Raw genomic sequence first — 12,458 nt, 5'->3', positions numbered from 1 at the left:
AAAAGCACTGATAGCTTAATATATATGAATTTACTAGTTTCATTAACATCTATTATATTTTTATATTTAGATTATTTAAATTATAAAAAAAGAGTTAATAATTTTATTAATGCAGTAAGTGATTTTAATATAGAAAATTATGAACTGAAAGAAAGCTATGAATATAAAAGAGTTAAGAATATAATAGATAAAAATGAAGATGAAGTAAAATCTTTAAAAAAAGAATTAGAAGAAATAAATGATTATATGACTAATTGGATACATGAAGTGAAAATACCAATATCAGTTCTTGAGATAATTGGAAAGAGAGTAAGTGAAATAGAATATGGAAAAGATTTATCTAAACAAATAAAAGCTGAAGTTACTAGAATAGATAAATTAGTAGAACAAGCTATGTATTCAAGTAGAGCAGGAAATTATAATTCAGATTTTTTTATAAATGAAGTTAATTTAGAAAATATAGTTAAAGAGGTAATTAAGAAAAATAAATACCAATTTATATATAATAAAATAGAGTTAAATGTTTTAGACTTAAATAAAGTTATACTAACTGATAAAAAATGGATTACTCATATAATAGAATTAATAATTGATAATGCTATTAAATATAGTGAGAGTTATGGGAAAATAGAAATTTATACAATTGAAAATAAAAAAGGATTGGAACTGCATATAAAGGACTATGGAATAGGAATAGCACCACAAGATATTGATAGAGTATTTGACAAAGGTTTTACAGGTGTAAATGGAAGAAAAAGGACTAAATCTACAGGTATAGGACTTTATATAGCTAAGAATATATTAACAAAGTTAAGTCATGATATAAATATAATATCTAAACAAAATGAGTTTACTGATGTAATTATAACATTTTATAATTTATCTGATTACTTTAATACTATTGAATAATATTAATATTTACGGTAAACATCAATTTACATAAATTACGTAATATAAGATTTATTTTATAAGAAGAATAGGAGAATTAAAATTATGGTAAAAAATTTTGCTCATCGTGGATTTAGTGGAAAATACCCAGAAAATACTCTTTTAGCTTTTGAAAAAGCTATTGAGGTTGGTGTAGATGGAATGGAATTTGATGTTCAGCTAACAAAAGATGGAGAAGTTGTCATAATACATGATGAGACTATAGATCGTACTTCTGATGGTACTGGTAGAGTATGTGATTATACATATGATGAATTATTAAAATATGACTTTTCATGGAAGTACAGAGCACAGTTTGGAAAAATAAAATTGCCTCTATTAAGAGAATATTTCGAACTAGTAAAGGATACTAACATAATATCCAATATAGAGTTAAAAAATAGTGTATATGACTATGAAAAACTAGAAGAGAAAGTATATGAACTAATAATTGAATATAACTTAAAAGATAAAGTTATTATATCATCATTTAATCATGAAAGTATTATAAGAATGAAAAATATAGATGATAGTATTAAATGTGGATTTTTATCTGATTGCTGGATGATGGAGCCAGGTAAATATACTAAAAATTATAATGTAGAATGCTACCATCCATCAGCATATTATCTTACTAAAGAAAAAGTAAATAAAATACAAAATGAAGGTATAGAAGTTAATGTTTGGTTAGGTAAAGAGAAAGTTAGTTATAAAAAATTAATAGAAATGGGAATAGACTCATTAATATCTGATGATCCTGATGTGATAAAAAAACTTGTAAATAGATAGTTATTTTATACTTAAAAAGGGTAATAGGGAGTAGAGAAAATGAAAGATAGACATAAGCCATTTGTACAAGAAGTAAAGAATTCAGATACTATGATAATATTTATACATGGTATAGTAGAAAGTCCATATCAATTTAGAAATCTTGCTCAAATTGCAATGGATAATAATATATCTGTTTGTGGAGTACTCCTTGCTGGTCATGGAAAAAGTGGAAAAGATTTTGTAAAAAGTAATTTAAATATGTGGAGAACTTCAATTGAAAGGGAAATTGAAAAGTATAAAACTAAATATAAAAATATAATACTAGTAGGACATTCAATGGGGGCATTATTATCTATTGAATTCTATTTAAAGTACAAGCAAAATATAAAATATATTGTTGCAATAGCAACACCGTTATGTATAAGAGTAAAATTTAATATTATAAGAAGCTGTATAAAAATAGCTCTAGGAATAATTCCTAAAGGTGATCTTTTAACAAGATATGCGTATGAAGCTATTAGTGTAAATGAAACAAATTTATTTAATTATATAAAATGGGCACCAAGATACATAGATTTATTTAAGCTAATAATAAAAGTTAGATTAAATTTAAATAATATAGATATACCAATGCTAATATTTCACTCTATGAACGATGAACTTGTAAGTTTAAAAAGTATAAAAATATATAAAAAGAGTTTTAAATACAATAATAAGTTAAATAATAAAAGTATTATAAAATTAGAAAGCTCAGGTCATTTCTATTATGATTATGATGATTTAGAAGTTTTAGAAAGTGAATTTAAATCATTTATATGCATGAAATAAAAAAGTATCTTAAAATAAAAATTTTAAGATACTTTTTTATTATATAGATTCTATATATTTTACATTATTTTTATTAATAGAAACTGCACTACCGAGATCTCTTCCAGATAGTGTCAAGAATCCCGCATCTTCGTTTTTATTAAATTTATCCATCCATTCAATTAAAGATGAAAAATTTCGAATACTATCTTTTTCAATTATTCTCGTGAATCCGTTATTATAAGTTATTTTTATTTTATTTATATTTTTCAAAACAATCACACTCCTAGAAGAATTATACCCATATTTTCAATTTATTTAAACATATTACTCTTTATAAGACTAAAAAAGAAAAATATACAAATAATAACTTAAATAAATTATTTATACACAAGGAGGTAAAAATGAAAAGATTAAGCATTTTAGGTATAATATTTACTTTAATGTTAAACTTCAATATGACTGGATGTGCAAAAAGAAATAGTGAAGAAGTTGAAAAAACAACAAATGAAAGTATTCAAAACACACAATCAGAAACTGAAAAAGCAAATGAATTAAGTAAAGATGAGTACAAGGATTTATTAACTAAGAATTATGAAAAATATTTAGAACCTATAGATATAAAGGATGAAAGTGTAGATGATTTACTAGATAATAACAGTAACTTAAATAATGAAGAGTTAATAAAGAATTATGAAAATTTATTATCAGATAGTAAAAATAATATAGAATCATTTAAGAAATCTATAACAGGATTAAAAATAATTGATTCTAAATTACAAGAATTAAATAGTGATTTAATATCATACTCAGATAAAGCAATTGAAATAATAATAAAAAAACAAGATGATTTAAATTTAAAGAAAGAAGATTTATTAAAAAGTGATAAAAACTCATTAATAAATTATTTAGATAGAGAATTAGATGAAATAGATAATAATGATAATATTGATGATGTTTTAGATAAAATAGAAGATTTATTAGGTATAGATTTAAGTAAATAATTAAAAATAATAAGGAGTACTACATAAAACTAAGGAGGAAGTAAAATGGAATTAAAAAAATTATTAGCACTAGGATTAGCGTTAGGTTTATCAGTAGGATCAGTTGGTTGTACTAATAAAAAGGGTGAAACTACAACAGATAATAACACTAATACAACACAAAATAGCACTACAACACAAGATAATGGGTATTTAAATACAGAGTATGCAAATACTTACTCTGGTCTTTACACTAATAATATATCTCCTTTAAATAATTATGCAATGTATAGTAGTGTAGATGAAGTAAATAACGCTTATAAAACTAAAGAATACCCTGGTAATGAAAAATATTTATCAGAAGTAAAAGCAGCGTATCAAGATAGTAAAGAAAAATTACAAGCTTTTGTTAATGGATTAAAAAATGATGCAAAAACTGATGATGCAAAATTAAAAGAAGCAAATCAAGAGCTTATAGATGAAGGTGAAGATTTAATAGAAGAAATAGATGAAAAAATAAGTAGATTAGATACAATTCCTAAAGATGCATACAATAAGAGCCAAGATGAATTTATTAAATTAGTTGATGATACAACTAAAGTTGAAAATGATGTTAGATCTGAGTTTGATAAAATGATAAAAGATATGAATAATATGTTAGGAATAGATACTACATCTAATAATGGAAAAAACAAATAGTCTAAAAAGTGTGCAAAATAAAAATATTCAGAAAATATATTGACATATGGAAAAAAAACTATAATATATAAATCATAGAAGTACAAAATAAAATAATTCCTTATCAAGAGAGGTGGAGGGACTGGCCCGATGAAACCCAGCAACCAGTATATTTTATATACAAGGTGCTAAATCCTGCAATTCATAAGAATTGAAAGATGAGTATAAACTGCTTACAAAAGCCTGAGTTTATACTCAGGCTTTTTAAATTTAAAGCGTTAATTGAATTATATTTGGGAGGAGTAAATATGATAAGCATTAAAAATGTAAACAAATATTATGGTGATACTAAGGTTTTGAATAATGTTAATATGGAAATTAAAAATGGGGAAATTTTTGGAATTATTGGCCATAGTGGAGCTGGAAAGTCAACGCTGCTTAGATGTATAAATGGCTTAGAGGACTATCAAGAAGGTTGCGTACTTGTAGGAGAGAAAGAAGTCAAATCATTAAAAGGAGAGGGACTTAGATTACTTAGAAAAGATTTAGGAATGATATTTCAACACTTTTCACTATTAGAAAGAAAGACGGTATTTGAAAATGTAGCCTTACCATTAGAATGTTTTAAATATTCTAAGAAAGAAAAAGAAGAAAGAGTAAAGGAATTATTAGACCTAGTAGGTTTAAGTGATAAAAGTAATATTAAACCAAGAAACTTAAGTGGAGGTCAAAAGCAAAGAGTAGCAATAGCAAGAGCATTAGCATTAAATCCAAAGGTTCTTCTTTGTGATGAAGCAACTTCAGCATTAGACCCAAATACTACAAAATCAATACTTAGTTTATTACAAGATATAAATAAAAAGTTTGGAATAACAATTATTATGGTAACTCACCAAATGGAAGTTATAAAGCAAATATGCACAAGAGTAGCAATAATGGAAGATGGTGAAGTTTTAGATATAAATGAAACAGAAGAAGTTTTTTTTAATGATAGTAAAGCACTTAGTAAGTTAATTGGGGAAGAAAATATAATTTTACCAAAAGGAACTAATATAAAAATATTATTCCCTAAAAATGTTTCTAACAGTTGTGTCATAACAAGTATGGCTAGAAATTTAGATATAGATTTCTCAATCGTATTTGGAAGGTTAGAGAAATTCAGAGATGAAATATTAGGGTCATTAATTATAAATGTATCTTCAGAATATGGAGATAGAGTTAAAGCATACTTAGAAAGTGAAGGGCTAAGATGGGAGGAGATAAACAATGAATCAAACTAGTTTAAGTACATTTTTAACAGAAATTTTAGGAGAAGCGCTCTTAGAAACATTATACATGATATTAGTACCAACAATACTTGCAACAATAATTGGATTTATATTAGCAATAACATTAGTTGTAACAAAGCCAAATGGATTAAAGCCTTGTAGTTTAATATATAAAGTATTAGGATTTATAGTTAATATTTTTAGAAGTTTCCCATTTATTATACTTATAGTTGCTTTAATTCCATTTACAAGACTAATAGTTGGCACATCAATAGGAGAAGAAGCTGCAATAGTTCCTATAACTGTTGGTGCAGCTCCATTTATAGCTAGAATAATAGAGAGTGCATTAAATGAAGTTGATTATGGATTAATAGAAGCTGCAAAATCATTTGGAGCTACTAAAACTCAAATAGTATTTAAAGTAATGATAAAAGAAGCAATGCCTTCTATTGTGTCAGGAATAACATTATCAGTAATTTCAATACTAGGATATACTGCAATGGCAGGTGCTGTTGGGGCTGGTGGACTTGGAAATGTAGCGCTTACTTATGGACATCAAAGATTTGATACAGCAGTAATGATTTACACAGTAATAACTCTTATAATAATTGTTCAAATAATACAAAGTTTAGGAAATTTAGCTTATAAAAAACTAAAATAGTATATAATAGAGGGATAAAATTATGAAATTAAAAAAAATATTAGGATTAGGTTTGGGATTAGTGATAATGACATCAGTAGTGGGATGCTCTTTAGGTGAGAATAGTAGCAAAAAAGCAGATGCATCAGAAGATAAAACAATAGTTGTAGGTGCATCATCAACTCCTCATGCAGAAATACTAGATGCAATAAAACCTCTAGTAGAAGAAAAAGGATATAAATTAGATGTGAAAATATTTGATGATTACGTATTGCCAAATACAGCTTTATCTGAAGGGGCTTTAGATGCTAACTATTTTCAGCATATTCCATATTTAGAAGAAACAGTAAGCCAAAAAGGATATGATTTAACTTACTCTGTTAAGGTACATCTAGAACCAATGGGAGTGTACTCAAATAAACTAAAATCATTAGGTGAGTTAAAAGATAATTCAAAAATAGCAATACCAAATGACCCTACTAATGGATCAAGAGCTATACAATTATTAGCTGATAATGGATTAATAAAGGTTGATAATAAAGAATTATTAACAGTAAAAGATATATCTGAAAACAATAAAAATATAGAGTTTATAGAAGTAGAAGCAGCTCAACTTCCAAGCGTATTGCAAGATGTAGATGCAGCTGTAATAAATACAAATTATGCATTAAGCGCAAACTTAAATCCAACAGAGGATGCTATAGCAATAGAATCTTCAGATTCACCATATTCAAATGTATTAGCATGCAGAGAAGATAATAAGGAAAGTGAGAAGATAAAAGTTTTATCTGATGCTTTAACTAGCGATAAAGCAAAGAACTTTATTGAAGAAAAATATGAAGGTAGTATAATACCATCATTTTAGTAATTAATTCTTGAACTGGGATATTATTATATTCCAGTTTTCTTCATACTATTATACATATTTAAAGTCGTGATATACTAAGTTTAAATACATTTATAAAGGAGATGCTACTTTGGATAAACATTTTTTTCAACAAGATGCAATAGAATTAGCTAAAAGTATTTTAGGTATGTATCTGATAAGAGAGTATGATGGAAAACAAATAGTAAGTAAAATTGTAGAAACAGAAAGTTATATGGGAATAAATGATAAAGCAGCTCACGTATATAAGGATAAAAAAACAAATAGGACAAAACCTTTATACTTAGAGGGAGGTCACATATATGTTTATTTAATTTATGGTATGTATTATTGTCTAAATATATCTGCAAATAAAGAAAATATACCCGAATGTGTTTTAATTAGAGCTGTGGAACCTATTGAAAATATAGATGAAATATCAGAAAATAGATATAAAAAAGAATATAAAGACTTAAATACATATCAAAGAAAAAATATTACAAATGGACCAGGAAAGCTTTGTATGGGACTAAAAATAGATAAAAGCTTAAATGAAAAAAGTATATTAGGAGATGAATTATACATAAGTGATTTTTATTATAAAAATAATGAAAAAATTTATGCAGATAATAACTTTGAAATTGAGATAGGAAAAAGAATAAATATAGATTATGCTCAAGAAGCTAAAGATTATCTTTGGAGATTTTATATAAAAAATAATAAATATGTTTCTGTAATTGAAAAAAATAAAACTGTGAGCAAGTAAAGCTCCCAGTTTTATTATAAAAGTTTAGTTGTAATAAATCTTATAACTATAGGTAAAACTGTTAATACAGTTGTTAATCTAGTAAGATGAAGTAAAGCAACAATATGTGTTTGTGCACCAAATGATTCAGACATAATAACCATATCTGTTAAACCACCAGGAGCTGAACTAAATAACGCAGTTGGCAAATCAAGTCCTGTAGTTTTATGTAATATAAGTCCTAAAATTATACTTAAAAAAGTTAATCCAATAACTAAGATTATAGATGGGATTATAAGTTTTTTTAGACCTAAAATAGAATCCATAGTAAAATTAAGTCCAATTATACAGCCAATAACTATTTGTGCAATAGTTTTGAAGTTAGAAGGAACGTAACCTTTACTGATAAAAACGTTATATATACCAACAGAAATCATAGACCCAATCATAGCTCCTGCAGGAATTTTTAACTTAACCCCAATTACTCCTCCAATAGAGCCAATAGCTAAAGTGTATATTATTTTGTCTAATCCAATAGCCGAGCTTAAAATAGCCTTATCCATATATATCCTCCTAGATTATGTCATTAATTTTGATTATACAATACAAGTATTCATTTTGCTACATAAAACACTTTAAGAACACTAAATAATATTGTAATATATATATGGATTATAATTTTTTAAGGAGTGTAAAATGGAAACTGTATTTAAAAAAATAGACGTTACAGACTTAAGACCAATAAGAGAAGTAGTTTTAGATGAAATAAGAAGTGCAATCTTTGAAAATAAAATAAAGCCTGGAGATAGATTAGTAGAAAATGTAATTGCATCTAGCATGGGTATAAGTAGAACGCCTGTAAGAGAAGCTTTAAGACAATTAGAGATAGAAGGATTAGCAGTAAATATTCCAAGAAGAGGTACATTAGTAAAAGGAATTTCAAAGGAAGATGCTATGGAAATTTACGATTTAAGGGAAGTTTTAGAAGGGTTAGCAGTAAGGCTAGCTTGTTTAAACATATCTAGAAGAGAAATAAATCGTTTAAAAGAAATTATAGATATAATGAAAGAAACTATGAATGAAGAAAATTATGATGAATATATGAAAGCACATACTGAATATAATGATATAATTATGTCAGCTAGTAAAAATAAAAGATTATTATCACAAATAGAAAATATATATGAATACTTAAAAAGCTTAAGAAAAGTAGGATTACATGCAATAGAGAAAAGATCGGATATTTTAGAAGAGCATATAAAAATAGTACAAGCAATTGACAAAGGTAATGAATATTTAGCAGAGGAAGAAGCTAGAAAGCATGTTAGAAATGCTAAAAAGAGATTTATTGAATCAACTAAATAATATATAGAGAGTTAACGATATAATTACTTGTTAACTCTATTTTTTTATATATAAAATTTTAAAAATTTATATCTATAAATGATATAATAAAAAGAAATTGGAATAAAATGAAATTTAATATTTTAAGGAGGTTAAATATGAAAAGGATAGGATTTATAGGTGCAGGGAATATGGCATCTGCGATAATTGGAGGTATAATTAATTCTAAATTATTAAATACAGATCAAATAATAGCTTCAGCTTTAAGTGAATCTACATTAGAAAGAATAAAAATAGATTTTGGAATAGAGACTACTAAGGATTCAAAGGAAGTAGTTAAAAATTCAGATATAATTGTAGTTGCTGTTAAACCCAATATTTATGATATAGTACTAGAAGAAGTTAAAGAATTTATAGATGATGAAAAATTAATAGTAACAATAGCTGCAGGAAAAAGTATAGAGTCAGTAGAAGCAGTTATAGGAAGTGATAAAAAAATAATTAGAACTATGCCAAATACACCAGCTTTAGTGAATGAAGGAATGTCTGCTATTTGCCCAAATAAAAATATAACAAAAGAAGATTTAGATTTAGTAATAGAATTGTTTAATTCATTTGGAAAATCTGAAGTAGTTAAAGAATCTTTAATCGATTCAGTAATAGGAGTGAGTGGTTCATCACCTGCATATGTATTTATGTTTATAGAAGCATTAGCTGATGGAGCAGTAAAAGAAGGTATGCCAAGAAATCAAGCGTATAAGTTTGCAGCACAAGCTGTTATGGGTTCTGCAAAGATGGTTTTAGAAAGTGGAAAACATCCAGGTGAATTAAAGGATATGGTTTGTTCTCCAGGTGGAACAACTATAGATGCTGTTGCTGTATTAGAAGAAGAAAATCTGAGAGCATCTGTTATAAAAGCTGTAAGTAAGGCTGCAAAAAAATCAAAAAAAATGAGTAAATAATAAAAGGGGATCATAATGTTTGATAGCGATAAAATAATTGAGATAAAAAATTTAAAAATGAGCTATGGAGAAAAAGAAGTATTAAAAGGTATTAATTTAGATATAAATAAAGGGCAAATTATAGGATATATTGGTCCGAATGGTGCGGGAAAAAGTACTACTATAAAAATAATTTTAGGTATTATAGATGGTTATGACGGAGAAATAAAATTATTTGGAAGAAATATCAAAGAAAAAGAATTTGAATACAAAAACAAAATAGGTTATGTTCCAGAAGTTGTAAAAGTATATGAAAGCTTAACTGCAAGGGAGTATTTGACATTTATAGGTCAACTATACGGACTAGATTATAAAAAGTGTGATGATAAATCTAGAAAGCTTATGAATGTTTTAGGAATAGGAGAAGCATATGAAAGTAGAATATCATCCTACTCAAAAGGTATGAAACAAAAGGTAGCTATAATATCTTCATTATTGCATAATCCAGATATATTATTTCTAGATGAACCATTAAGTGGTTTAGATGCAAATAGTGTTCTTCTTATTAAAGAAATAATAAGCAAATTAAAAGAAGATGGAAAAACTATTTTTTACTCATCTCACATTATGGAAGTTGTAGAAAAGATAAGCGATAGAATAATAGTTTTAAATGATGGAAATATAGCTGCAGATGGTAATTTTGAAGAGATAAAAAGCGCTAGCTTTGATGGATCTTTAGAAGAAATATTTAATAATATAACTGGATTTGATGAGCATGATAACCTATCAACACAGTTTATAGATATTTTAAATGAGGTGTAGAATATGAAAAATTATTTTACACTTAGAATATTAGATTTATTTAAAGGTATTTATACAAAGTTTGGTGTTGATTATAATACTATGAGATTAATTCTTCAAGTAAAGCTTACATTAGATAGTAGAAGGGTTCCTAATACTATAGATAATAGTAAAAATTTAAAAGAAAAAAACTATTTTTATAGTTCATTAATTGTATATGCTATATTAGGTGTTATGTATATACCAATGTTATTTATGAATATTGATATAAGACTAAAAATGACGATGTATTTTTCATGTTTTATGATTTTATTATTAACTATATTAATATCAGATTTTTCAAGTGTTATACTAGATATTGATGATAAAGATATAATCGGAATAAGAGGAATAGATTCAAAAACTTTAAATGCAGCGAAAACCACACATATATTTATATACATATTTACTTTAAGTTTGGCTTTATGTGGATTTAGCATGATTGTATTTTTAAGATTTGGAATTAAAAACTTTTTACTATTTTTATTTAGTATTGCTCTTATAGATATATTAATGATAGTAATAACAGCTATTTTATATTTAATAATTCTTAGGCTATTTAAAGGAGAAAAGCTTAAAGATATGTTAAATACATTCCAAATAGGATTCTTATTACTATTTACAATTGGATATCAATTTATAATTAGAAGCTTTGATTATATGAACATAGACTTTGTATATAATTCATCATGGTGGAATATATTTTTTGTACCAATGTATTTTGCATCTAACTTTAAACTTATACAAGGTAATGATATTGACACTATGACTATAATATTAAGTATATTATCAATAATAGTACCAATAGTATCTTTATTTATATATAAAAGATTAGTACCGGTATTTGAAGAAAGTTTACAAAAGTTAAATGATAATTATTATAAAATTAAAGTAAAAAAAGATCCTTTAAGATTTAAGATTAGCAAATATATTTGCAAAGATAAAGAAGAAAGAGCTATATTTAATTTTGTTTATAATGTATTAGATAAGGATAGAACGTTTAAAACAAAGGTATATCCATCTTTAGCATTAGGAACATTTATGCCTTTAATTATGATATTTACTTCATATGATAATAGTGGTATATTTAATTATTTAAGTGAAATAAAAGGAAGCTATTTATTTTTAAGTGGTTACTTTGCAGTAGTAATAATGCAAAATATAGTATCCATGGTTGGATATTCAAATGAATATGAAGGAGCATGGATATATGAAATACTTCCTATCAAAAATAAAAGAAATATATATACTGGAATGTTTAAAAGTAGTTTAATTAAATTATTTTTACCATCATTTATATTACTAAGTATAATATTTGCTTTTATATTCGGCATATCAGTTATAAAACATATGATAGTACTTCTTTTATCAGGAATACTTGTATCAATGGCAACATTTAAACTAAATGAAAAAAGTCTTCCATTTTCTAAGCCATATAATGTTGCAAATTCATCTAAAAATATGTTTGTAGTTTTTAAAGCTATGTTTATAACTTTAATTTTAGTAGGAATTCATTTTGGTATATGTATTACAAAGCAAAGTATTTTTATTTATGGCTATTCATTCTTATTAGTAGGATTAATCGCATTGCTTTGGAATAAAGTATTTACAGTAAAATAAAAACTTTATATAAAAACATATTGAAAAAA

General features: G+C 25.5%; 15 protein-coding genes and 1 riboswitch. Of the genes, 13 read left to right on the top strand and 2 right to left on the bottom strand.

What is annotated here, in order from left to right; translation table 11 throughout:
• The first annotated feature begins 24 nt into the window (after positions 1-24).
• The 3 genes from I2A66_RS07880 (at position 25) to I2A66_RS07870 (ending at position 2,526) form a co-directional block, all read left to right on the top strand.
• Positions 25-909: a sensor histidine kinase gene (locus I2A66_RS07880; RefSeq protein ID WP_243238691.1), complete on the top strand. Its 885-nt coding sequence runs from the start codon at positions 25-27 to the stop codon at positions 907-909.
• Positions 910-993: 84 nt separating this feature from the next.
• Complete coding sequence (locus tag I2A66_RS07875) at positions 994-1,716, top strand: glycerophosphodiester phosphodiesterase (RefSeq protein WP_122638839.1); 723 nt, start codon at positions 994-996, stop codon at positions 1,714-1,716.
• A gap of 39 nt (positions 1,717-1,755) precedes the next feature.
• Positions 1,756-2,526, top strand: a complete 771-nt coding sequence (locus tag I2A66_RS07870; RefSeq protein ID WP_147515944.1) for an alpha/beta hydrolase — start codon at positions 1,756-1,758, stop codon at positions 2,524-2,526.
• 39 nt (positions 2,527-2,565) lie between these two features.
• Here I2A66_RS07870 and I2A66_RS07865 read toward each other — a convergent pair whose 3' ends face one another.
• Positions 2,566-2,787: a hypothetical protein gene (locus I2A66_RS07865; protein ID WP_124097558.1), complete on the bottom strand. Its 222-nt coding sequence runs from the start codon at positions 2,785-2,787 to the stop codon at positions 2,566-2,568.
• 122 nt (positions 2,788-2,909) lie between these two features.
• Between I2A66_RS07865 and I2A66_RS07860 the strand changes: the two genes are divergently transcribed.
• The 6 genes from I2A66_RS07860 to I2A66_RS07835 all read left to right on the top strand — a co-directional run bounded on the left by I2A66_RS07860 (position 2,910) and on the right by I2A66_RS07835 (position 7,705).
• Positions 2,910-3,509 (top strand): hypothetical protein, encoded by a 600-nt coding sequence (locus tag I2A66_RS07860; RefSeq protein ID WP_195251386.1) that lies wholly within the window; start codon positions 2,910-2,912, stop codon positions 3,507-3,509.
• Between the two features lie 45 nt (positions 3,510-3,554).
• Positions 3,555-4,187, top strand: a complete 633-nt coding sequence (locus I2A66_RS07855) for a hypothetical protein (protein ID WP_122638843.1) — start codon at positions 3,555-3,557, stop codon at positions 4,185-4,187.
• 97 nt (positions 4,188-4,284) lie between these two features.
• Positions 4,285-4,391: riboswitch (SAM riboswitch) on the top strand.
• A gap of 83 nt (positions 4,392-4,474) precedes the next feature.
• Positions 4,475-5,446 (top strand): methionine ABC transporter ATP-binding protein, encoded by a 972-nt coding sequence (locus I2A66_RS07850; RefSeq protein ID WP_122638844.1) that lies wholly within the window; start codon positions 4,475-4,477, stop codon positions 5,444-5,446.
• Positions 5,433-6,095 carry a methionine ABC transporter permease gene (locus I2A66_RS07845; protein ID WP_147515946.1) on the top strand — a complete coding sequence of 221 codons (663 nt, stop codon included), beginning with the start codon at positions 5,433-5,435 and terminating at the stop codon, positions 6,093-6,095. The genes I2A66_RS07850 and I2A66_RS07845 overlap by 14 nt, the downstream gene beginning before the upstream one ends.
• 22 nt (positions 6,096-6,117) lie before the next feature.
• Positions 6,118-6,939, top strand: a complete 822-nt coding sequence (locus I2A66_RS07840; RefSeq protein ID WP_195251384.1) for a MetQ/NlpA family ABC transporter substrate-binding protein — start codon at positions 6,118-6,120, stop codon at positions 6,937-6,939.
• Between the two features lie 112 nt (positions 6,940-7,051).
• Positions 7,052-7,705, top strand: a complete 654-nt coding sequence (locus I2A66_RS07835; protein WP_122638847.1) for a DNA-3-methyladenine glycosylase — start codon at positions 7,052-7,054, stop codon at positions 7,703-7,705.
• A 14-nt stretch (positions 7,706-7,719) separates the two neighbouring features.
• On the opposite strand, the gene I2A66_RS07830 is transcribed toward I2A66_RS07835, so the two are convergent.
• Positions 7,720-8,247 carry an AbrB family transcriptional regulator gene (locus tag I2A66_RS07830; RefSeq protein ID WP_122638848.1) on the bottom strand — a complete coding sequence of 176 codons (528 nt, stop codon included), beginning with the start codon at positions 8,245-8,247 and terminating at the stop codon, positions 7,720-7,722.
• A 133-nt stretch (positions 8,248-8,380) separates the two neighbouring features.
• Here I2A66_RS07830 and I2A66_RS07825 point away from each other — a divergent pair, with 133 nt between their 5' ends.
• The 4 genes from I2A66_RS07825 to I2A66_RS07810 all read left to right on the top strand — a co-directional run bounded on the left by I2A66_RS07825 (position 8,381) and on the right by I2A66_RS07810 (position 12,429).
• Positions 8,381-9,049 carry a GntR family transcriptional regulator gene (locus I2A66_RS07825; protein ID WP_122638849.1) on the top strand — a complete coding sequence of 223 codons (669 nt, stop codon included), beginning with the start codon at positions 8,381-8,383 and terminating at the stop codon, positions 9,047-9,049.
• A 137-nt stretch (positions 9,050-9,186) separates the two neighbouring features.
• The gene (gene proC / locus I2A66_RS07820) at positions 9,187-9,990 is read left to right on the top strand and encodes a pyrroline-5-carboxylate reductase (protein ID WP_122638850.1); all 804 of its coding nucleotides are present in this window, start codon (positions 9,187-9,189) and stop codon (positions 9,988-9,990) included.
• Between the two features lie 15 nt (positions 9,991-10,005).
• Positions 10,006-10,791 (top strand): ABC transporter ATP-binding protein, encoded by a 786-nt coding sequence (locus I2A66_RS07815; RefSeq protein ID WP_122638851.1) that lies wholly within the window; start codon positions 10,006-10,008, stop codon positions 10,789-10,791.
• Between the two features lie 3 nt (positions 10,792-10,794).
• Positions 10,795-12,429 (top strand): hypothetical protein, encoded by a 1,635-nt coding sequence (locus tag I2A66_RS07810; RefSeq protein WP_122638852.1) that lies wholly within the window; start codon positions 10,795-10,797, stop codon positions 12,427-12,429.
• The last annotated feature ends 29 nt before the right edge of the window (positions 12,430-12,458 follow it).

The organism is Romboutsia sp. 1001713B170207_170306_H8, assembly GCF_015550495.1.
In the GTDB taxonomy this organism is placed as follows: domain Bacteria; phylum Bacillota; class Clostridia; order Peptostreptococcales; family Peptostreptococcaceae; genus Romboutsia_E.
Note: the sequence above shows the minus strand (reverse complement) of the source record. Positions and strands in the feature narration are given on the sequence as shown.

Excerpts from the sequence above, each read along its gene's own strand:
- I2A66_RS07850 (WP_122638844.1), top strand. The coding sequence starts at position 4,475 with ATGATAAGCATTAAAAATGTAAACAAATATTATGGTGATACTAAGGTT.
- I2A66_RS07815 (WP_122638851.1), top strand. The coding sequence starts at position 10,006 with ATGTTTGATAGCGATAAAATAATTGAGATAAAAAATTTAAAAATGAGC.
- I2A66_RS07845 (WP_147515946.1), top strand. The coding sequence starts at position 5,433 with ATGAATCAAACTAGTTTAAGTACATTTTTAACAGAAATTTTAGGAGAA.
- I2A66_RS07825 (WP_122638849.1), top strand. The coding sequence starts at position 8,381 with ATGGAAACTGTATTTAAAAAAATAGACGTTACAGACTTAAGACCAATA.
- I2A66_RS07880 (WP_243238691.1), top strand. The coding sequence starts at position 25 with ATGAATTTACTAGTTTCATTAACATCTATTATATTTTTATATTTAGAT.
- I2A66_RS07870 (WP_147515944.1), top strand. The coding sequence starts at position 1,756 with ATGAAAGATAGACATAAGCCATTTGTACAAGAAGTAAAGAATTCAGAT.
- I2A66_RS07875 (WP_122638839.1), top strand. The coding sequence starts at position 994 with ATGGTAAAAAATTTTGCTCATCGTGGATTTAGTGGAAAATACCCAGAA.
- proC (WP_122638850.1), top strand. The coding sequence starts at position 9,187 with ATGAAAAGGATAGGATTTATAGGTGCAGGGAATATGGCATCTGCGATA.
- I2A66_RS07855 (WP_122638843.1), top strand. The coding sequence starts at position 3,555 with ATGGAATTAAAAAAATTATTAGCACTAGGATTAGCGTTAGGTTTATCA.
- I2A66_RS07860 (WP_195251386.1), top strand. The coding sequence starts at position 2,910 with ATGAAAAGATTAAGCATTTTAGGTATAATATTTACTTTAATGTTAAAC.
- I2A66_RS07830 (WP_122638848.1), bottom strand. The coding sequence starts at position 8,247 with ATGGATAAGGCTATTTTAAGCTCGGCTATTGGATTAGACAAAATAATA.
- I2A66_RS07840 (WP_195251384.1), top strand. The coding sequence starts at position 6,118 with ATGAAATTAAAAAAAATATTAGGATTAGGTTTGGGATTAGTGATAATG.
- I2A66_RS07810 (WP_122638852.1), top strand. The coding sequence starts at position 10,795 with ATGAAAAATTATTTTACACTTAGAATATTAGATTTATTTAAAGGTATT.